This window comes from Shewanella fidelis ATCC BAA-318 (assembly GCF_000518605.1).
Classification (GTDB): Bacteria; Pseudomonadota; Gammaproteobacteria; order Enterobacterales; family Shewanellaceae; genus Shewanella; species Shewanella fidelis.
The window spans coordinates 178,185-198,418 of record NZ_KI912462.1; the positions used below are offsets into that span (position 1 = coordinate 178,185).

Sequence of the window (20,234 nt, forward strand, 5' to 3'; positions counted from 1 at the left end):
TAAGTAAATTACTAAGTTATCTGCTCAGAAATAAAGTTCTTAATACCTTCGACAAACCCAGCTGGACAATTACACGCATGATCTCGACGGGATAGTAATGAATAACTTGGTTTACGCAGTACAGAGTGTAATAACTCATATTGCTGCGATTCCATTTTTACGGCTTTTAAACCGTGCACCATGTCGATAAATTCGGCCGCACAGCGAGTCCCCAGAAACGAAATAGCATCACTACTGCGCAAGCGGGTAATCAAGCCTGCAAGGCTATGAGTTTTGTATACTGAACTTAAAGTCAGCCCATGTTGCTCGCAATAAACTTCAAACGGATCTTGCACATCATTAAAGCCCTCAATCGCCGTAACAATAAACGGATAAGCAGCAATATCCGCTAAAGTAAGCCCACTAAACCAAATAGGATGCTCTTCATTGGCGACAATATAAACAAACTGACCAGTGCCTATAGGCGTTGCCATTAGCGTTGACTTGTGACGTGTTAACGATTCTTGTATGCGGGCGTCGTCATCTTGAATAACGGCTAAACACATGCCGCCTTGCAACATATCTTCACAAGTTTGTGGCCGCATATGTTTAATATGAGTAGAAGTACTTAAAATACAGCTTTCAAGCTCACTATCAATAAACTCTGGCAATCCAACAGAAAAGGTTGGTGGAACAGCAATGGTGCACTCTTTTTTTGGTTTAGAGCAGGACTCATCAATACTGATTTTTGCTAATAGATCGGTGATCTCACACACTTTAGGGTAAATCGCTTTAGCACGAGCAGTTGGAATAAAACCTTCTTTTTTTCTAATAAATAAAGAATCTTGATAATACTCTCTTAAACTCGACAAATAGCGTGTTACTTTAGAATTAGAAATTTGAAACAAGCGCGATGTTTCACCACAACAACCTGTTTCATAAACAGATTTAAACACAGCTAACGCCTTCACATCGACGTCTATCATCATCAACACCCTGTTTAACCTAGCCATAGTGCTATTTTTAATTATTGAAATTATATTTTCTTCAAAGTGAAAATATTGCTGTTATCGGCAATTCCTACACAACAAAAATACAATATCAAGAATTCTAGGTAGAATGCCGGATATAGATAAGTGATTTACAACAAAAACAATAAATTCATCACCTTATAAGGAAGATGATATGAAAAAAGTTACGTGCTTACTGCTTCTATTTGTTAGTTTGAATGCCTCTGCCCTTGATAGCTGTAATGAGTGTCATGACGAAAAATGGCAACAAACACCAGCGCATGTATGGATCGAAACTGAAGTCCATATCGATGCTGTCAGCTGCATGGATTGTCATCGATGGAAAGATGGCGACGACTTACCTCCAGTGCTTCCAAGTCAGAAGACATTGGAGAAAGATTGCGGCCTTTGTCATCACACGCCAGAAGATCTCGCACGTATGATGAACATGGAGCAATACGAGCAAGAAAAAGATAACGAATAATCTCTTACCAGTCCCTGCAAGGTTCGCGCCCCTCATCAGACGCGGGCCTTCTTCCTTTCTCATTCTCTAAACAGCAATCACCAAGAACTATCTAGCGCTGCTGATAAAATAAACTAGTTTTAGTCATTCATATAGTTAAAGGAGAAATAACTGTTCTCTCTGTCACAGTATTTTTCATATTTAAAACATGCAATTACAAAACCCCTTATGTAGATAACTAAGTCTTCATATAGCAATATATAATAAGGCCACTTATTCATAAGCAGCCTTATTTATGAGTTGTGTAATCGATAAAAACCACTTTACTTAAAAAGACGCTTTGACAATGGAATTACGTTCATGGCTTGTGCCAATTGCGCTTCAAATGCCAATGCAAGTAAAGCAATTGCCTTATAAAAGTCAGTTTCAGCATGTTGATTTGCCAAGGTTAAACAACGGCTTGACCAAGGCAATAAGTGCTGCTGTAAAATGATCATCAACACCACTGAAGCTTGTTCATTATCAGGTCTATCAATTAGCTGACCTAAGAGCTCTGCAATTACACCGTAAAACAGGGCGATATGATCAATAGGTTGGTTATATTCTAAGGTAAAGGCAATACCATATTGTTTATACAGCTGCATCAACGCAACTGTTGATTCATCATTGATTAATTGCTGTTCACACAAGTATACCGATCCCCAAGGCATAGCTTTAGGCTCCGATGGCCCAAAAAACAATTGGCCATAATCTAACTTTAGTTCATTAATCTGTTCACTCCCCCAGTGAGACAAATAGCTATATAACAATGACTTAGCACTGTCTGCTGATGGGTCCCCCATACTAGGCCACTGCATAGCAATATCATGTTCAATAAAGTAATCCATACTCTGCAGAGTTGGATAAAATAACAAAGTATTGTGCAGTAATCGTGCTATAGCTTGGAGTTCAAGAAACTTATCTGTTGAAACGGTTACCATTAACTGCCCCTCAAAAAGGCGCCCGGAGGCGCCTGATCATTCTTACACTTCTGCAAAGTTTAAGATTTCACCTTGGCCACCAGCAGCTGGTTGACCATGTTTATTTGCCTTAATGATCAAGTTAGGCGAAGTAATACTTTCTGGTGGTAGTGGCGCAATATGGCCATCACCATCACCATATTTGGCAATAAGGTTTTCCATAGTGTCAAAGTCGATTGCTCTTAATGGGCAGGAATCAACACAACTTGGGTTTTTCCCTTCAGCTAGGCGTTCAAAACAACCATCACACTTGGTCATTACTTTTCTATCAGGATCTAGTTGTGGTGCATCATAAGGGCACGCTTTAGCGCAACTATTACAGCCAATGCATAGTTCTGTCGTCACATGCACTAACCCATCTTCACGGCGCTTATGCATCGCCCCTGTAGGACAAGCTTTAACGCAAACCGGTTCACTGCAATGGTTACAGCCAATAGAGGCATAATAGCTATAAACATTCTGCTCAAAACTACCATCGGCATTAGTTGCCCATTGACCACCACCGTACTCATAAACTCGACGCCAGTTCACACCAACAGGCAAATCTTTTCTATCCTTACAACTTACATGGCAAGCCTTGCAACCCGTGCACTTGCTAGTATCTACGTAAAAACCATATTGAGTTTGTTCAGTCATTTTCAATCACTCCATCAAGCTTTAGCTATTTGTACACGGTTAGTATGTTGCGGATTACCTTTAGCAAGAGGGCTTGGCTGGTATCGTGTAAGAGTATTAATACATCCGCCTACATCAACAATATGCCCTGATGGCCCAGTACGGTTTGTATCTGGTTGATACCATGCTCCTTGCCCTAATGCTGCAACGCCAGGGGCAACCCTTGGGGTGACTCTAACTGGTAACTCGATAGTTCCACGATCATTCCACACTTGAACCTTCACGCCTTGAGTAAGTCCACGAGCTTGAGCATCAATAGGGTTCATCCAAACTGCATCTTCTACCGCTTCACGCAACCAAGGCACGTTGTGATAGCTAGAATGTGTTCTACCTTTGGTGTGAAAACCGACTAGTTGTAATGGGTAATCTTCTTTGGTGTCCTCGTCTTCATAACCTTCCCAAGTCTGTTGATATTGAGGGATAGCAGTAATGTAATCTCCTTTAACTTTGTCATTGAAATTCCATTCCGTACCTTTCAACGCCATAGATAATGAATAGATCTCAACTTTACCAGACGGCGTACCTAGTGCCTTGCCACCGTTGATATAACTATCAAGCGCAAGTTTAGCTGTACCGTTAAACGCTCTAAAAACTCCTATATCTTGGGCTTCAGCGTAAGTCGCTGGCAATGCCGGTTCAGCATTAGCATTGTTAGAGTAAGTACGTGTTTTTTGATACAATTCCTCCAACCAAGCGGCTTCATCTTTACCTTCTGTATATTCACCCAACTTACCCATTTTCTCTGCAATCAATGCGCACATGTCATACATTGACTTACATTCCCAAAGTGGCTCAATTCCTGCTTTCATCGCTACTAGATAACCCATAATCCCCGAGGCATAGCTATCATTCACCAGATCATTCGACTCTAACCAACTTGTATCTGGCAGTAGGATATCGGCAAATTTAGCTGATGGTGTCATCCAACAATCGCACACCACGATTAATTCGCACTTATTATCATCTTCAAGGATTTTAGCGGTGCCATTGCAATCTGAATGTTGGTTAATCAACGCGTTACTATTGATAGCGAAAATCGCCTTTACGTCAGCACCTAACGGTGTATCGAGGTCTTCTGTTTTGCGCACTCCGTCGTTACGCGCCGTCATCTCATGACCACGTTCGATAGCTTCCGCCCATGTGAAGAAAGAAATTTGCTCTTTTACTGGATTAGCTAAACCAGATAAGCCACTACGACTCAAGCTACCTTGTTGTGGTAAAGCCCCATTACTTACGCCTGGTTGGCCAACTTTACCGGTAAGAAAAGACAACATGTAACATGCACGCATTGCTTGTTCGCCGTTTGCATGCCGGTTTACACCTGCACCTGTAACAATAAACGGCGCGCGAGCATTCATGATTTTAGCTGCTATTGCCTTTATTTTTGCTTCAGGAATACCACAGACTTTAGCAGCCCACTGCGGGGTTCTTGCTCCCTTGTCAACAAACTTCCCCTCCCCTAGAATATAATCTTTATAGTTATCTTCAGGCTTAATATACGGAATATACTGCAGTTTGCTGTCATCACCACTCGCTTTAAAATCAGTAATCAGTTGTTCTAATGAGGCTTTATCATAACCAACACAAAACTTATCTAAGAACGCTTTAGAGTGTTTATCTACCCAACCAGAGCTGATCATTTCATAGGCAACAGCTTCAGCAAATGCTGCGTCAGTTCCGGGACGAATAGCTAACCATTGATCTTCTTTACCCACCATAGAGTCTGTATAGCGAGGGTCGATCATGATGACTTCAAGATTATTATTTGATTGCAACGCATTCAAAAAGTCATATCCTTCACCGGATCCCGATTGCCGCATTTCACTTGGGTTGTAACCTAAACCAATAAATAGATCACTGTCTTTAAGCGCTAATAAATTTGAACCTGAGGTACTACTAAACCCCGTTGCCGCAGCCGCTTCATTTTGTTGTGCCCAGGAATAGTTACCGTATATATTTAAAAAGCCGCCATTTAAATTAAGGATACGATTAAAGCATGCCGAACTAGAGAAACCATAGTAAGCCCCTGTACCATAATGCTTGAGAATCGATTTATTCCCATATTCACTAGCAATACGCTGTAACTCCGAGGCAATCGTAGATGCAGCTTCATCCCAGCTGATTGGAACAAATTTTCCTTCTCCACGTTTACCTACTCGTTTCATTGGTGTTTTTAATCTATCTGGTGCATATGTGCGCTGTTTTAGTGAACGTCCTCGAGCACAAGCACGGATCTGATGATTTACACCATACTCATCTGTCGTCTCATGATCTGTTTCGACACGAGTAATAACCCCGTCACTGCTAAATACTTTTACTGGGCAGTTAGAACCACAGTTAACTAAACATGCTGACCAAGTTTGTACCTCCTCAACAACAGGCGGCTTTGGTGGCACTACGTTGGCATCATCAGAGCTGGTTTTACAGCCCGTTATTGTTGCGGCGCAGCCTAATGCAGCACTGGCTTTCAAAAAACTTCTACGTTCCATTGATATATCCTCTTACTGGGTTTGTCCCGTACCGCGTCTTAGCGCAATTTATAGGTAAACGACAACATCACTTGGTGTGCGTTGTAGTCATGGTTAATATCTCCCAAGGTCACCAGACCTGGAACCGAATCGATTCCGACAACTGCTGCGTCGGTGTCGTAATAGCGTTCATAGCGATAGCTAAGTTTCAGCGCCATCAGGGCACTTAACTCGTAATCGGCATATAAGTTGGCACTATGGCTATAGCTGTAATAGTCACCGTATGGTGTCGTAAGGTCAGCGCTCACATCTGTGTCGCTAATTGAATTACTGAATAGATAATCCAAACCTAGGGTTAGCTTGTTTTCCATCAAGCCACCGTAGGCTACACCTGCACCGAGATTGATAAACTCATCGTTGATTTCACTCGACCAATCAGGTGAAACAAATGACTGACTCCCTACCTGTTCAGAGTTGATCCATTGCTGCGCAGCAAAACCGTAAACAGTGATGTGCTCACCAAAGTGCAAATTCAAATTAATGTCGTAACCAAAATCTTCAGATTCAGTCAGACCTATTTGAGTTTCGTCATAATCATCTTTGGCATAGCGAGTGGCCACATCGATACTCATCCAGTCGAGAGGCGTATGTGTCAGCTTCAACTCAGCGGCGTTACGTGTGCGATCGGCAAGGTAATACTTACGCATTAACGCGTTCTGTTCTGATGAAGTCAGTTTATCGGCTTCATACTTAGAACCACCGCGATTAGCATGCTCGGCATTAAGGTCGATATTGAAGTTTTCAAGTGCGCGAACATTGAGCTTAATCCAGAAACGATCGTCATTGGTTTGTTCGCGTTCACTGTAAGTACGCTCCACTTCTTTACGGTCGTAACCAGCTTGAGCGCGGTAACCGCTAGCGATGCGGTAGCTCGCATTAACCTTATAAGTGCTACGGGTGATGTCTTGCGGGGTATTTTGTTTAAAAGCGCCTGTTAGCCCATTAAACTCATACTGCATAAACTCGGCTGTAGTACTCTTGTTATCTCTATCACTGTAATCAATAGTGCCGCCTAACCGCAGACGACTGCTCAACATAGAGCTCACAGTAAAACGACCATCTAGAGTATCGATTTGCCCATCCCAATTTTGCAGTGGGTTGCCTGCCATTTGGATCAGGTCCTCATCTTGGATCATTCGTCCCGTCGATAAGCGTCCGCTCATCACAGTACTCTTAACAAGATACTGTCCAGATAGAGTAATTTGATGGGCTTGATTATCTGGAGCGGCTGCATAAACATCATATAGATACGGTAGGCTTAAGTTACCGATATCGTTGCTATAAAAACTTCCGCTATAACTCAAATCAGTTAACCAGTTGTCGCCATTAAGGCCAATATTGGCATCCCACTGCTTGGTAGTAGAATCTACCGGTAAACCAAAATTAACAGGGCTCGGTGTCACCAAACTCGCAGCTTGATGTCCGGTTTTAGCTTCTTGACTATAACGGATGGCACCTTGATAAAAGTCGCGTTGGTAATCGGCTGCAAACGCAAATTTTTCCCGCTCAAGCGCTAAATCAAAACGATTCACGCTAGTGCTGGGCGTGAGTAATCCGTTGTGATGCCAAAGCTGACTTTCTACGTCTCCAGCTTGATAGGTCTTGATACTGTTATAATCAAGTGCCATTGAATAATGGCCAGACTTACCTGCTTTTAATGTGGCAAAGCTATTGTCCATCCCCAATTGATGTGCTTGAAAACGCGCTTGATAACCTAAATCACTTTGATATCTCACATCACCGCTAACACTCGCTATCGCACCATCTTCTGCGGTACCAAGTGCGTTTCCTGCATGAATGTCGTCAACATCGTTATAACCTGCCGAAGCAGACATTTTTCCGCTGTAACCATTGTTATATGCACACTGTTTACAGCTAAATTTCTCTGCATTTACCGAACTAGTATTAGCCTTGTGTACGCTAAAATCTGCGGCCATCAGGTTACCTGACAGAGCTAATAGCGATAGCGTTATCATATTCAATTTAAATGACATCTTATTGCTCTCCGTTAGCGCTGCAGTAAACTGCCTGCAGGATGATTGGAACCGTGGATTTGACTATGGCAGTTAAGACAGCTTGCTCCGGCACCAAAGGCGTTCATTCCAGCCTCAGGAACAACTTTGCTTGCATGGCCATCATTAGCGTGACATTGCTGACACAATTGAGGGGCGCGGCTATTTAACAGGTTGTCATTCACGCTGCCGTGTGGGTTATGGCAAGTAATACAGTTTTCTGTCACTGGAGCGTGCTCCCATAAGAAAGGGCCACGTTTCTCTGCATGGCAGCTGTAGCAAGTGCCATTAATAGAAGGGTTAATAAGCGCACTTTCACTCATGGAACCATGAGGGTTATGACAATCAATACAGGTCATTTGATCCCACTTAAGTGGATGTGCTGAACGCTTACTCATGTCCGCCTTTTCTTTAGCGTGACAATTGGTACAAGTGTTATTCACCGTGAGTTGATCTAATGTAGGGTCTTCTGCGCTATGCACAACATGGCAATCAGTACAGGCTATTTCTTCTAGGTTATGCGTACTGTTATGCCATGCCATTTGTTGTGCATCGTTATGGCAACCTTGGCATACGGTATTTTGTGCGGTAACTGATAACTTACTGTCAGCATTGAAGCTGATCATCGGTTCCTTGCCACCTTTGTTATGCTTACCTTGTGGACCATGACAGGCCTCACACTGTAACCCCGCCATTGGTGACTCTTGAGAACTGACTTGTCCGTGCACACCATCGAAAATTGCCATCACCTTGGCATTCTTCTTGTGGCACATTAAGCAAGAGTCTGCTCCCTTTTGGGAGTATTTTCCTGCAGAGAATTTATCGACTAACTTTGTTTCAAGTTCTTCTGCACTCATAGAGTGCCAAGGTGCAGCCTGCACACTTAACGCAGCACTTAATACAAATGTTGCACATATAAACCTTGTATAATTCCGATACCATTTCATATCAATACCTTAAATTGAACTTACTGCACGTTTATAAAACTAGGAATAAAATCAAACAAAGAGTATTTTAAAGTTGGTATTTGGAATATATTTATAATTTGCGAGTTAACGCCAAACGTGACAGAGATCAATATTAACCCGCACAATTCTAGAAGCTTAATAAAAGAATTAAAAACGTAAAAAATAGGCAACTATGATTAACTATAAAATAAGACCTGCAATATTAACAAAATCAATAATTGAATTTTTCAAAAATAAAAAAATAGCCATACCCACAGAATTCGATTTCATTATTAACTTAGATGATAGTGATTCAGTAAGTATCAGATGCTTCACAAGAATACTTGATGCTTTAGAAAGTGAGATTAATGATAATCATTTCTATTATGAGCTGGTGAAGCACTTTGAATCAAGAACACTAAATTATTTTTCTCCAATGTTAAAAGGTAAAAAAACTCCAATCGATAGACTCATTTGCTTCTATAAAATATATCAAGGACACATGGCAAGCGTAGACTGGGAGTTATATGACGACAATAGAACGTTAACCTTAGTCGCTAAGCGAGGGAATCAGATAGCAAGCTCAAAGTTTGATGACCTTATTCTATATAGTTTTATAAACACTCTTATTCATTCTGAATCATATAATGAAGTCAATGAGATTACGGTTGAACTCCCTTTTGAGCGTGCATTCTATAAACCTTATTTAGACTTTGTAAAAAATGCATCATTCTCAACGGGAAATTTAGTAATTACAATTTTAAAAAACCAACATCAAACAAATAAAGGAGTAAATCTATATATACCTAAATCGACTACGTCTATTAGTAAGCAAATTATTGCCGCAGCTAACATGATACCGATTAATGAATTAGATCTAACTTCATTAGCATTTAATCTATCTGTATCAAAAAGAAGCCTCCAACGTTGGCTAAAGGAGTTAGAATTATGCCCCCATGAATTCATTGACACCGTAAAATTTAATCATGTTAAGAGAATACTAATTTCAAACAAAGGTAATATAAAAAAAACAGCCTACGACTGTGGATTTAAAGATCAGGGGAAGCTAACTAAAATATTTATTAAAAATTCAGGGCTGCCTCCCAAGGAATGGCTAAGGCAACCCCAATAAAAACAGCAATCAATAAGAAATATTAACCCCAACCTAGTTTAATATTAAATTAACTTTGATTTAATACTGGTTAAACCATTAATTGTGAGGTTTTAATTTCTCAATTCAACTTTTTCTGCTCATATTGCAACTGAGCATTGATGAGTTTTTGCTGCAGCACCGACGTAAGCACTTTAGAGAACTCACTCTCATGAGATTGGTGATACTGGAGGAAATAATCGAATTTTGGCGCCTCTCCCGCAGGGTATAGAGCACGCTCATAAAAGTCAGTTACATCTAAATATTCAATATCATCACGAGCACTAATAAATTGATGAGCAAACACAGATGCAGCCCAGCAGACATCATCAGTCTTAGCAACATGATTTAATGCCATTGCAATACTTGTTGTTTTAAAACTCAATTTAATAGGTAAGTGACGCTCTTTAGCATAGGTTTCACACCAATGCTCAACCAAGCCCACCTTTGAGTAATTGATAAATACCAACTTATTCTTGATTAGCTCTGCAAAACTCAACTCTTGCTTAAAAAATGGGTGTCCCTTTCTGGCCGCTAAAAAGTAGTATTTAACATCACCAACCTTGATATTCTTAACCACGTCAGACTGCTTGGAGTTCACGGTAATCGCGTAATCTATTTTACCTTGAGCCAATAGCTCCTGAACATTGTCGCTCCATGGCTGAATACTCACAGACATATCAAAGCCAAATTGTTCACAAACTTGGTTAATTGACTCAACGAGAAAACCTGACAAGTGTTCCTGCGCAGCGATAACAAGCTGGTTTTTAGATGGTTTACTTGAGGTTAAGTCGGCCATCTGCTCATAGCCCTGAACCACATTTCTCGCAATTGGGTACAAGAGATCTGCAGTTAGATTCGGCTCAACGCCATATTGCCGTCTAATAAATAATTCATCGTTTAATACTTCTCGCATCGTATTTAACGCGCGGCTGACTTTCGGTTGAGTCGTATTCAGCTTTTGAGCCACAACTGAGCCATTTTTGAACTCAATCAATCCGACAAAAACTTTGAGGGTGAAGTAATCTAACTTAGATAATTCTTTGCGCATCCGTGTACTGCCTAAAACTTGTATAGTTTTTATATTATTGCATACACATTATAGCACTGAAAAATAAACGTTTTTGCCACACAACTCACACGCATACCTATTTATAGGTACTTAAAATATACACTTTTGATATCGCTTAAACTTATTGTTGGCTTACAAAACTCTAGAGCGATCATACTCCTTTAGCTTAAAGCGAGTTAAACTAAGGCTATCAATGATATGGTAATGATTTATGCAAACTGAAAACACCGCTGAACTCAACCTGCTTTGGGGCTCATTAATTCTAGAAGAACTTGCCCGCCTAGGCGTAAAACATGTGTGTATGGCTCCGGGCTCTCGCTCAACACCATTGACTTTAGCTGCGGCCAAACAAACCAAGCTTAATCAGCACCTGCATTTTGACGAACGCGGGCTAGGATTCATGGCATTAGGACTCGCCAAAGCAAGCCAAGCGCCTGTCGCGATAATTACCACTTCAGGTACAGCGGTTGCCAATCTATACCCAGCAATCATTGAAGCTTGGTTAACCCATGTACCACTCATTGTGTTGTCAGGTGACAGACCGCCGGAACTGATTGATTGTGGTGCCAACCAAGCGATCATTCAACCTGCTATTTTTGCTCAGTATGCCAAGCAAGTTAACTTGCCAACACCTGATATCAATATTGCACCGCAGGCGCTATTGAGCCTATTAGACGATGCGGTATCGAACCAGTCACAGCCAGTACATATCAACTGTATGTATCGCGAACCACTATACCCAAATGAACCTATTGCTGACTTTTCTCGTTACCTAGCGCCGATAGCTAGCTGGCAACAACAGGCAACGCCTTATAGTCAATTTACAGCGATGAATACTGGCGATATGCCAACTGCCGACGCCCTTGCCCGCTTTGTACATGGTAAAGGGGTTATTGTTGCCGCAACGCTAGCTCCAGAACAACAAAGTGCAGAGTTGATCCTACTCGCACAAAAATTAGGTTGGCCAATTGTCACCGATGCTCAATCACAACTTCGCCAGCATCCGGGGGCGATTGGCAACATTGACCAACTGTTACAACAACCAAAAGCTCAAGCGTTATTAGCTCAAGCAGAAAAGGTCATAGTGTTTGGCGGACGTATTTTATCAAAACGTCTTATTAGCTATCTAAACCAGCAAAACTGGAAAGATTATTGGCAAGTGCTGCCTCAGCAACAACGGTTAGATCCGAGCCATAAACCTAAGCAAGTGTGGCTCGCGGCAGCACATCAGTTTGCCAAGTTGGCGTGGCCAAGATCATCCCAAGCTAACTGGGCACTGAATTTAGTGCAGTTTAATGATGAGTTAGAAACCCTGTATCAACAGCAGATTGATAATGCAGAGTTTGGAGAAGCGCAGACGATTAGAGCAATCGCGACTCGCCAAAGCGATAGTCATCAATTGTTTATTGGCAATAGTTTACCAGTCAGATTGTATGACATGTTTGCACCAATCACACCTGCTAGCGCAAGCGTATTTACTAACCGCGGCGCATCAGGTATTGATGGGCTACTCGCTACTGCATGTGGTGTGGCTATTGCCGAAGCAAAGCCAACAACCCTTATCATTGGTGACATTTCGGCGCTACACGATTTAAATTCTCTGGCTATTGCGCGCAGTGTCACTAGCCCATTGGTGATTGTCATTCTCAACAATGACGGCGGTAACATCTTTAACTTATTGCCAGTACCTAACGAGCAATTACGTACTGATTATTATCGCTTGTCTCATGGCCTTGAATTTGGCTTTGGCGCTGCCATGTTTGGCTTAGCCTACAATCAAGTTGACTCTATTGAAGATTTTATTGAATCTTATGAATACGCTATGACCTATGCCGGCCCCTCGGTCATTGAGGTGAGTGTTAGCCAAAACCAAGCCAGTGATCAAATCGCGCAAATCGCTAGCTGGGTAAAACAGCACTAATGCTTAGTTATCAGTGCTCAGGCAATAGCAAGGCTCCAGCCGTAGTGTTTTTGCACGGCTTTTTAGGTAGCAAGCAGGATTGGAATGAAGTCATCAACCAGTTACAAGATGACTTTTACTGCATCAGTATTGATCTGCCTGGTCATGGTGATAACCAGCAGCAAGCTGCCGACCTCATGCTGCCAACTCCAGGCTTTAATCGCTGTGCAGAACTAGTAACCGCAACACTTACTGCGCTCAATGTGCAGCATTATCACCTAGTCGGCTACTCCCTCGGTGGCCGTATCGCCCTGCACATTGCCAAGTTATATCCAGAGCAACTGCTGAGTTTGATGTTAGAGTCTTGTCACCCTGGGTTACAAAGTGAAGCCGATAAACTCGCTCGCAAACAAAATGACACTAATTGGGCTAATAAACTCAGCAACATGCCAATATGTGAGTTCTTAACACTATGGTACCAACAAGCTGTATTTAGTGATTTGAGCGATATAGAGCAACGCAATTTAGTGTTAAAACGGAGCCATAATCAGCCACTCGCGCTAGCTAACTGCTATCAAGCTACATCGCTGGCACGACAAGATGACCTTTGGGATCTGCCAGGGCAATTAAACATTGCAGTGCACTTTATTGCAGGCCATCAAGACCACAAATTTAAAGCACTGGCAAATAGCTGGCAACAGCAACAACCTGTATCAGTGCACTGTATTAACGCCAGTGGCCACAATGTACACTTAGCGGCGCCTGAGGCATTTAGCCATCAATTACGCACACTTTTGACTTAACCTTTATTCGCTACCACTCAACCCGATATAACAATAACTAAGCAGGCAGGCCAATGACAACGACACAACAGCAATCAACGCCACTTATCCTTACTCAATTAAGCCTGCATCAGTTCACTATCAATTTAGATAAGCCTTTACCCGTCGGTAAACAACGCATTGAGCAGCGACACGGGCTGATACTCAGCGCCCAAGCATGCCAAGGCGAAGACCACTATCAGGCGCATGTTGAAATCTCGCCACTTTGTGGTTTAGACAACTTAAATCAAACAATTACAGGTTTTAGTCAAGAGACACTAGAGCAGGTACAACAACAGCTTGTTGCCGCTTTACCTGAGTTGTTATTGCAACCTGCTGACGCCCTACTTGATTACTGCACTCAGTTTGCTTCAGTTGCTTTCGGCCTAAGCCTGTTGCACGCCAAGCTTCATGGCAAGCTTGATGGACATTTACCCTCACCACGCAGCGTACCACTCATTTACCGTGCAGCAGATGAACCCTTAACTGCGGTAAGCGAGCGTGTGAGCGGGCTTGCTCGCAATATTCACTCAGTCAAAGTTAAAGTTGCCCAAGACACCCTTGAAGGTGAAATCAAGCTTATTCATCAAATTCTAGCTATTCGTCCCGATCTAAAATTACGTTTAGATGCCAATCGCGGTTTTAGTTTAGAACAGGCGATTGAATTTGCCGCCTGCGTGCCTCTTACCAATATTGAGTACATTGAAGAGCCGTGCCAAAACCCTGCAGACAATCAGACTTTCTATCACGCGGTGGAGATGCCATGGGCACTGGATGAGTCACTAAATAGCAGTGACTATCAATTTGAACTACAAGCGGGACTAAGTGCACTCATCATAAAACCTATGTTGCTTGGCAGCATTGAAAAACTACAACAACTGATTGAAACAGCCAATGAACATGGCGTACGTTGCATTCTAAGCTCAAGCCTAGAAGCAAGCCTAGGTATCGATGCCTTAAGTCGATTAGCCCAAGTACTTACACCCGATGAGATCCCAGGCATTGATACTCTGACCGCCTTTCAGCAAGATTTAGTCATCAGCTCAGGTAAAGCCTCGTGTTTACAGCTTGATGATCTAAGCTTGATCTGTAGCGTTAAATAAATCAGCAGTGACCGATTAAGATGACAGCTAAAGACCCAAGCAAACAACTGCTATCACCCATTCATCAACAGGCAGTAAATAATGCCACCGCTGCGGCTTATTGCGTTGCGGGACATGCTGTCAGTTATCAAACCTTAAGTCAGCAAGTTATTGCCATTACCGAGCAGCTGCGCGCGCTTGGGCTAACAGCTGGTGAGCGACTTGCCTGTGTTAGTTTTAACAATCCAAGATTACTCGCCCTCTATTGGGCATGTGTTGATACAGGCATTTTGTTTTGCCCTATTTCGCCACGCTTTGCACCGCAGCAAATCATTGAGCTAATAAACACCCACCAATATCAGCATTATTGGCTTGAACCAACGCAAGACACTGGTTTAGAACATCTTCAGCTCAAGCAATTACTGCAAAGCCAACAAACGAGCAATATGGTTGATATTGATTTTAATCTGCTAAGTTCCAACCAAGCAGCCCTTATTGACCCTACCCGTGCAGTGAATGCAATTTTAACCTCTGGCAGCAGCGGCACACCCAAAGCGGCCGCCCACAGTTTAGCTAACCATATCGCGAGTGCTGCAGGCTCAAGTGAACTAATTGAATTAGCGATTGAAGATAGCTGGTTGCTGTCGCTACCACTATTTCATATTGGTGGGCTCGCTATCTTAAACCGCTGCGCTATAGCCGGAGCCTGTGTGGTATTCGAGGATAAAAGCCTAACTTTAGCCCAGCAGCTATCTCGAGATAAAATCAGCCATCTATCCTTGGTAAGCGCACAATTACAACAACTGCTCCATGCTGATAGCGAGAATAACAACGACAGCTTAGGCCGAGTCAAAGCCATGCTACTCGGCGGCGGTGCAATATCTGCAGATCTACTCGCAGAGCTCGCCAAGCGTGATATAAAAGCCTACACCAGCTACGGCATGACAGAGATGGGCTCACAAATCACCACAGGTGTTGCGCACGGCGATGGGGCTAGCGGTAAGCCACTATCTGGCCGAGAACTAAAAATTATCGATGGCGAAATTTGGGTCAAAGGTGAGTGCTTATTCTTAGGCTATTTAGTCAAAGGCGGATTTAATTTGCCAGTTGATCAAGCCGGCTGGTTCTACACCAAAGATCTAGGCCGCTTTGATGTAAACGGCAACCTGTGCATTGATGGCCGCGCCGATAATATGTTTATTAGCGGTGGTGAGAACATCCAACCCGAAGAGATAGAAACCGCCTTAAAACTGCATCCCAAAATCAGTGATGCCATCGTATTTCCACAAGCTGATCCTCAGTTTGGCTGTTTACCAGCAGCTATAATTAAGCTAGCTAAGGATCCGGCTAACCAACCTTCGGAAGCAGAATTAACCGAGTTTCTCGCCAACAAAATAGCTCGCTTTAAGCGACCAAGATGTTATTACCCTTGGCCAGAAGTCAGCAGTGCTGGAATTAAGGTTATCCGCAAACAAGTAATTGCCGCGGTTAAGGCCTAATACCCTTGTATTAGTAGTCTTTATCTGAGCTAAAGAATATAAAGTAAATCGCATAAAACAGAAAAAGCCCATGAAAAACGACAATAAAATAAAATCCCATAGGGTTAGTCACTAAATAATACTCATCACCTCCTCTAGCTGTAATTCCCCCCGTTTTATAGGCTTTAAATAGACTATGAGAAAGAAATACAGCAACAAGCAGCATTACGCTTTTTAGGATAAATACCTTCTCAGTTTTGCTAAATACACGAGACTCCGCCTTTAGCTCTGGCAGTTGCTTTCTCAACTCGATTTCTTCAATTAGTAATCTATACCTATCTGGATAGGCTTCTTTATCAATGTGTTCTTTTACATCGTGAAGCTCAGAAAGCGAATATTGTTTGTAGTCTGGTGTTTTAGAAAGCGTCATAACAATACCCTTTGTTTAGACGTTACAGGTAGGAAGCAGCTATCGCCTTAAATAAAAAGGGAGAAGTCTCTCTCCCTTTGCCTCAGCTGTGAGTGAAGTAACAAGACCTTGATTAAACTGGTTTACTTCAAAAAGTGAGCTGATTTAACTTAGTTAAATAACCAAGCCTTTGGGTTATCAATTGGCTTGCCTGCATCAAGTGCTTGCATACCTTTAATTGAGCGTACAACCAACCAAACTACCCAGAACAACAGCACAAACCATCCGATTAGAATTAGCGATAATAGAGCTCCTACAAACATAAATAGGCCGCCAATCCAGAATGTTCTGATTTGATATTGGTAGTGAGACTGCAGCCACTCTGGCGCGGTCGTTTTATTGATGTAAGCCATCACTACACCAACAATCCCCGTAATACCAAAAACTAATGCTACTAAGTAAAGAATATAAACGATTTTGGCATTGCCCTTACTTGCATCACCGTTGTCAACTGTCACTTCGCTCATCTTATTTTCCCTATATTTTGATGAATGTTAACTTGATGCACGACCCAAACAGAGCCCTACCTCTGCTGTCCACAAAAATATGTGCCAACGCCGCGCAACATCGGCGGTTAACTTATCACCACTAACTTACTGTTGCAAATGAGCTTCCTACCCAGCAGCTGGCCAATAGCCTAATGTGATTGCCACCTATTCCAGCCCTGATTTCAGAGATAAGCCACAGTTTCCCGTCCGTGAGCTTTGGGCTAAATGTTCCAGACATAAAAAAACCTGCTAAAAGCAGGTTTTAATTTTTAAAACTGATAGTTTTATGCTTCCATACAGCCTTTAAGCTTATTCATGGCATTCTTTTCTAATTGCCTGATACGCTCTGCCGACACTTGGTAAGTTGCGGCTAAGTCTTGCAATGTGGTCTTGTCTTCATCTAACCAGCGCGCTCTTAGAATATGCTGACTACGTTCATCAAGCGTTTTAATTGCCGACAATAGGCGAGCCTGAGTATTTTGCTCCCAGTTGTCATTTTCAACTTGAGACGCTAAATCTGAAGAGTGATCCTCAAGATAATGCATTGGTGCATAATCTTGTTCATCATCATTATCGCTAGCCAGATCGAATGCAGGATCTTGCGCTGCCATACGTGATTCCATTTCAGTCACATCGGCTTTTGACACCCCTAGGCTGTCAGCCACCATGCCCACTTCACTATCGCTAAACCAACCTAGACGCTTTTTAGCCTTGCGAAGATTAAAGAACAACTTACGTTGTGCCTTAGTTGTAGCCACTTTAACAATGCGCCAGTTTTTCAGTACATATTCGTGAATTTCAGCTTTAATCCAATGCACTGCAAATGAAACCAAGCGTACACCAACATCGGGATCAAAACGTTTAACCGCTTTCATCAAACCTATGTTGCCTTCTTGAATTAGGTCAGCTTGTGGTAGGCCATAACCTGAGTAGCCTTTAGCCACATGAACCACAAAACGTAGATGCGACATAATCAGCTCTTTAGCCGCCTGTAGATCGCCCGTTTCTTGTAGACGCTTCGCTAGCTCATATTCTTTATCAGCTTCCAACATTGGAATGTTGTGTGCCGAATGAACATAAGACTCGAGGCTGCCACTACTTTGGGGAACCATCAGTGCCATTGATTGCGCTTGATCTGTCATTTACGCTCCTACTACTTTCTTACAAAGGTCTTGCTAAAAACTGCTAAACGAACCATTCATTACTGAAATGGACAGTGAACTATCGACTAAATGACAAAATATGTCAACCATCGTACTTATCTAATATGTATCAATATGCACTAAGCCTAGCCAAATTTTGCTGCAAATCACTGCCAACAAAATATTACACCTAGTGATAGGCAACGCAAATGAAACAAAGTTCATCTTTTAAGCAAACCACCAAGTTTAAACTGTAACCTTTTATTATGACGGTTCTATGGCACGCAAATGCTGACGCACCGACAGGTAGGAACCCAGCCAGCCTAGAAATGAAGCTAACAGCACCAACTGACCTAGCTCTGCAACAGTAAGCGATTCCATATGTAAGCTACTGCCGTATAAACCAAGTAACTCGGCCAGTGCAGAATCTAAATACCAAACCAATAAGTTGATAATCACCCAAGCGAGGAAACCGCCGATAACCCCATACCAAATACCGGTATATAAAAATGGCCGCTGAATAAAAGCTTCTGTTGCGCCCACCAATTTCATCACTTCTATTTCAGTACGGCGATTCATAATAGCTAAACGAATAGTGTTACCTATGACCAATACCACCGCCAATACTAACAATGCTGCAATGGCCATTACTGTGCGTTCTAGCAATTTCACTACCGCTTGCAATCGCTCTAGCCACTCTATATCTAAGCGACCAAAACTCACTTCAGGCTCTTGCTCAAGCTTACGCAGTAACTCACGCGCTCCGGTAGGGCTTGAATACTTAACACTGGGCGTGACCATCACTACTGCTGGCAGTGGATTAGAATCTAAATAAGATAGCGCTTCACCAAACCCCGATAGACGCTGAAACTCCTCTAACGCCTCATCACGATTGATGTAATTAATATTGCTGATCTCTGGATACACATTGATCCGAGCAATAAGACTTTGAATGGCGGTTTCACTGCGCCCTTCATCAATAAACAGTGAGATTTCAGCAGCACTATTCCAAGACTCAGTGATGGTTTCAGCATTTTTGACCAAGACTTGCAATGCTGCTGGTAAGCTAAGGCTCACCCCCAATACCGCCATCGTCATAATCGATGACAATGGATTACGCCATAACTCCCCCATGCTCGCCATTGCATGTTGGATATGACGGATAAAAAACATCACGATACGCCCTGAAAGCGGTAATTTACTGCGATTGAGTTGAGGTTGCTGGCTCATTATTTATCCTCAATTAATGCCAATGCTGTCTTGAGAGCTGATCTCTTCTGCACCTAACACCCGACCTTGTTTAAGGGTTAAAGTACGGTATTTCATGCGCGCAATCAGACCTAAATCATGGGTCGCAATAAGCACAGTAGTACCTGCATCATTAAAGGTTTCAAATAGACGTAGAATATCCATCGACAACTTAGGATCTAAGTTACCAGTTGGCTCATCGGCAAGCAGTAAAGGCGGCTTATTAACAATCGCACGGGCAATACCGACCCGTTGTTGCTCACCGCCCGATAGCATGATGGGGTTATGACGCTCTTTACCGTACAAACCAACCATATCAAGTGCGCCAGCAACACGCTTACGAATTTCACCAATAGAAAAACCCTCAATCATCAATGGCAACGCCACGTTATCGAACACGCTTTTGTTCATTAATAAGTGGTGGTTTTGAAAAATCATACCGATATCACGACGCAAATAAGGCACTTGGGAGCGACTAACCTTTGCAATATCATGGCCATTAATTGAAACGCGACCGCCGTTTGCTCTTTCAATAACGGTGATCAGCTTAAGCAGCGTACTCTTACCCGCGCCAGAATGACCAGTTAAAAAGGCCATTTCACCACGCTTTATATGAAAACTCACATCCGACAAGGCTTTTTGGCCACCGGGATAGACTTTACTTACCTGCTCAAATCGAATCATTGAATAAGATTTCTTGTTAGTTGGCATTAATAAAAGCACCCCGCAGGGTGCTTATCTTTCAATCACG

The 20,234-nt window shown here is 42.5% G+C and carries 18 protein-coding genes; 6 read left to right on the top strand and 12 right to left on the bottom strand.

Going from position 1 to position 20,234, the window contains the following annotated elements:
• Positions 1-11: 11 nt before the first annotated feature.
• Positions 12-968: a LysR family transcriptional regulator gene (locus tag L884_RS0121335; protein ID WP_169731799.1), complete on the bottom strand. Its 957-nt coding sequence runs from the start codon at positions 966-968 to the stop codon at positions 12-14.
• A gap of 196 nt (positions 969-1,164) precedes the next feature.
• On the opposite strand from L884_RS0121335, the gene L884_RS0121340 reads away from it, so the two are divergent.
• Positions 1,165-1,473, top strand: a complete 309-nt coding sequence (locus tag L884_RS0121340) for a cytochrome c3 family protein (protein ID WP_028769392.1) — start codon at positions 1,165-1,167, stop codon at positions 1,471-1,473.
• 302 nt (positions 1,474-1,775) lie between these two features.
• On the opposite strand, the gene L884_RS0121345 is transcribed toward L884_RS0121340, so the two are convergent.
• From L884_RS0121345 to L884_RS0121365, 5 genes are read right to left on the bottom strand one after another with little or no spacing between them, the layout of a single operon-like run.
• Positions 1,776-2,432, bottom strand: a complete 657-nt coding sequence (locus tag L884_RS0121345; RefSeq protein ID WP_028769393.1) for a TorD/DmsD family molecular chaperone — start codon at positions 2,430-2,432, stop codon at positions 1,776-1,778.
• Between the two features lie 42 nt (positions 2,433-2,474).
• Positions 2,475-3,107: a DMSO/selenate family reductase complex B subunit gene (locus tag L884_RS0121350; protein ID WP_028769394.1), complete on the bottom strand. Its 633-nt coding sequence runs from the start codon at positions 3,105-3,107 to the stop codon at positions 2,475-2,477.
• A 14-nt stretch (positions 3,108-3,121) separates the two neighbouring features.
• A complete protein-coding gene (locus L884_RS0121355) occupies positions 3,122-5,635 on the bottom strand; it encodes a DMSO/selenate family reductase complex A subunit (protein WP_028769395.1) in 2,514 nt (837 codons plus the stop codon).
• A 38-nt stretch (positions 5,636-5,673) separates the two neighbouring features.
• Positions 5,674-7,668: an MtrB/PioB family decaheme-associated outer membrane protein gene (locus L884_RS0121360; protein ID WP_028769396.1), complete on the bottom strand. Its 1,995-nt coding sequence runs from the start codon at positions 7,666-7,668 to the stop codon at positions 5,674-5,676.
• Positions 7,669-7,682: 14 nt separating this feature from the next.
• Complete coding sequence (locus L884_RS0121365) at positions 7,683-8,633, bottom strand: DmsE family decaheme c-type cytochrome (protein WP_028769397.1); 951 nt, start codon at positions 8,631-8,633, stop codon at positions 7,683-7,685.
• A 193-nt stretch (positions 8,634-8,826) separates the two neighbouring features.
• Between L884_RS0121365 and L884_RS0121370 the strand changes: the two genes are divergently transcribed.
• Positions 8,827-9,765 carry a helix-turn-helix domain-containing protein gene (locus L884_RS0121370; protein WP_028769398.1) on the top strand — a complete coding sequence of 313 codons (939 nt, stop codon included), beginning with the start codon at positions 8,827-8,829 and terminating at the stop codon, positions 9,763-9,765.
• 100 nt (positions 9,766-9,865) lie between these two features.
• On the opposite strand, the gene L884_RS0121375 is transcribed toward L884_RS0121370, so the two are convergent.
• A complete protein-coding gene (locus L884_RS0121375; protein ID WP_028769399.1) occupies positions 9,866-10,834 on the bottom strand; it encodes a LysR family transcriptional regulator in 969 nt (322 codons plus the stop codon).
• Between the two features lie 232 nt (positions 10,835-11,066).
• On the opposite strand from L884_RS0121375, the gene menD reads away from it, so the two are divergent.
• Genes menD through menE form a run of 4 tightly spaced genes read left to right on the top strand, consistent with a single transcriptional unit; the run spans position 11,067 to position 16,157 of the window.
• Positions 11,067-12,776, top strand: coding sequence for a 2-succinyl-5-enolpyruvyl-6-hydroxy-3-cyclohexene-1-carboxylic-acid synthase (gene menD, locus L884_RS0121380; RefSeq protein WP_028769400.1), 1,710 nt, complete (start codon positions 11,067-11,069; stop codon positions 12,774-12,776).
• Complete coding sequence (gene menH / locus L884_RS0121385; protein WP_028769401.1) at positions 12,776-13,558, top strand: 2-succinyl-6-hydroxy-2,4-cyclohexadiene-1-carboxylate synthase; 783 nt, start codon at positions 12,776-12,778, stop codon at positions 13,556-13,558. The genes menD and menH overlap by 1 nt, the downstream gene beginning before the upstream one ends.
• A 53-nt stretch (positions 13,559-13,611) precedes the next feature.
• Positions 13,612-14,679 carry an o-succinylbenzoate synthase gene (gene menC, locus L884_RS0121390; protein ID WP_028769402.1) on the top strand — a complete coding sequence of 356 codons (1,068 nt, stop codon included), beginning with the start codon at positions 13,612-13,614 and terminating at the stop codon, positions 14,677-14,679.
• A gap of 20 nt (positions 14,680-14,699) precedes the next feature.
• Positions 14,700-16,157 carry an o-succinylbenzoate--CoA ligase gene (gene menE / locus L884_RS0121395; protein ID WP_028769403.1) on the top strand — a complete coding sequence of 486 codons (1,458 nt, stop codon included), beginning with the start codon at positions 14,700-14,702 and terminating at the stop codon, positions 16,155-16,157.
• Positions 16,158-16,167: 10 nt separating this feature from the next.
• Here the strand turns inward: menE and L884_RS0121400 are convergent, their stop codons facing one another.
• The 5 genes from L884_RS0121400 to ftsE all read right to left on the bottom strand — a co-directional run bounded on the left by L884_RS0121400 (position 16,168) and on the right by ftsE (position 20,167).
• Positions 16,168-16,566, bottom strand: coding sequence for a hypothetical protein (locus L884_RS0121400; RefSeq protein ID WP_028769404.1), 399 nt, complete (start codon positions 16,564-16,566; stop codon positions 16,168-16,170).
• 149 nt (positions 16,567-16,715) lie between these two features.
• Positions 16,716-17,072, bottom strand: coding sequence for a DUF4870 family protein (locus tag L884_RS0121405; RefSeq protein WP_028769405.1), 357 nt, complete (start codon positions 17,070-17,072; stop codon positions 16,716-16,718).
• 305 nt (positions 17,073-17,377) lie between these two features.
• Positions 17,378-18,235 (bottom strand): RNA polymerase sigma factor RpoH, encoded by an 858-nt coding sequence (gene rpoH / locus L884_RS0121410; protein ID WP_028769406.1) that lies wholly within the window; start codon positions 18,233-18,235, stop codon positions 17,378-17,380.
• Between the two features lie 264 nt (positions 18,236-18,499).
• Positions 18,500-19,465, bottom strand: coding sequence for a permease-like cell division protein FtsX (gene ftsX / locus L884_RS0121415; protein ID WP_028769407.1), 966 nt, complete (start codon positions 19,463-19,465; stop codon positions 18,500-18,502).
• 9 nt (positions 19,466-19,474) lie between these two features.
• Positions 19,475-20,167 (bottom strand): cell division ATP-binding protein FtsE, encoded by a 693-nt coding sequence (gene ftsE / locus L884_RS0121420; RefSeq protein WP_028769408.1) that lies wholly within the window; start codon positions 20,165-20,167, stop codon positions 19,475-19,477.
• Between the last annotated feature and the right edge of the window lie 67 nt (positions 20,168-20,234).

Coding starts and splice junctions, on each gene's coding strand:
- L884_RS0121335 (WP_169731799.1), bottom strand. CDS start 968: ATGATGATAGACGTCGATGTGAAGGCGTTAGCTGTGTTTAAATCTGTT.
- L884_RS0121340 (WP_028769392.1), top strand. CDS start 1,165: ATGAAAAAAGTTACGTGCTTACTGCTTCTATTTGTTAGTTTGAATGCC.
- L884_RS0121345 (WP_028769393.1), bottom strand. CDS start 2,432: ATGGTAACCGTTTCAACAGATAAGTTTCTTGAACTCCAAGCTATAGCA.
- L884_RS0121350 (WP_028769394.1), bottom strand. CDS start 3,107: ATGACTGAACAAACTCAATATGGTTTTTACGTAGATACTAGCAAGTGC.
- L884_RS0121355 (WP_028769395.1), bottom strand. CDS start 5,635: ATGGAACGTAGAAGTTTTTTGAAAGCCAGTGCTGCATTAGGCTGCGCC.
- L884_RS0121360 (WP_028769396.1), bottom strand. CDS start 7,668: ATGTCATTTAAATTGAATATGATAACGCTATCGCTATTAGCTCTGTCA.
- L884_RS0121365 (WP_028769397.1), bottom strand. CDS start 8,633: ATGAAATGGTATCGGAATTATACAAGGTTTATATGTGCAACATTTGTA.
- L884_RS0121370 (WP_028769398.1), top strand. CDS start 8,827: ATGATTAACTATAAAATAAGACCTGCAATATTAACAAAATCAATAATT.
- L884_RS0121375 (WP_028769399.1), bottom strand. CDS start 10,834: ATGCGCAAAGAATTATCTAAGTTAGATTACTTCACCCTCAAAGTTTTT.
- menD (WP_028769400.1), top strand. CDS start 11,067: ATGCAAACTGAAAACACCGCTGAACTCAACCTGCTTTGGGGCTCATTA.
- menH (WP_028769401.1), top strand. CDS start 12,776: ATGCTTAGTTATCAGTGCTCAGGCAATAGCAAGGCTCCAGCCGTAGTG.
- menC (WP_028769402.1), top strand. CDS start 13,612: ATGACAACGACACAACAGCAATCAACGCCACTTATCCTTACTCAATTA.
- menE (WP_028769403.1), top strand. CDS start 14,700: ATGACAGCTAAAGACCCAAGCAAACAACTGCTATCACCCATTCATCAA.
- L884_RS0121400 (WP_028769404.1), bottom strand. CDS start 16,566: ATGACGCTTTCTAAAACACCAGACTACAAACAATATTCGCTTTCTGAG.
- L884_RS0121405 (WP_028769405.1), bottom strand. CDS start 17,072: ATGAGCGAAGTGACAGTTGACAACGGTGATGCAAGTAAGGGCAATGCC.
- rpoH (WP_028769406.1), bottom strand. CDS start 18,235: ATGACAGATCAAGCGCAATCAATGGCACTGATGGTTCCCCAAAGTAGT.
- ftsX (WP_028769407.1), bottom strand. CDS start 19,465: ATGAGCCAGCAACCTCAACTCAATCGCAGTAAATTACCGCTTTCAGGG.
- ftsE (WP_028769408.1), bottom strand. CDS start 20,167: ATGATTCGATTTGAGCAGGTAAGTAAAGTCTATCCCGGTGGCCAAAAA.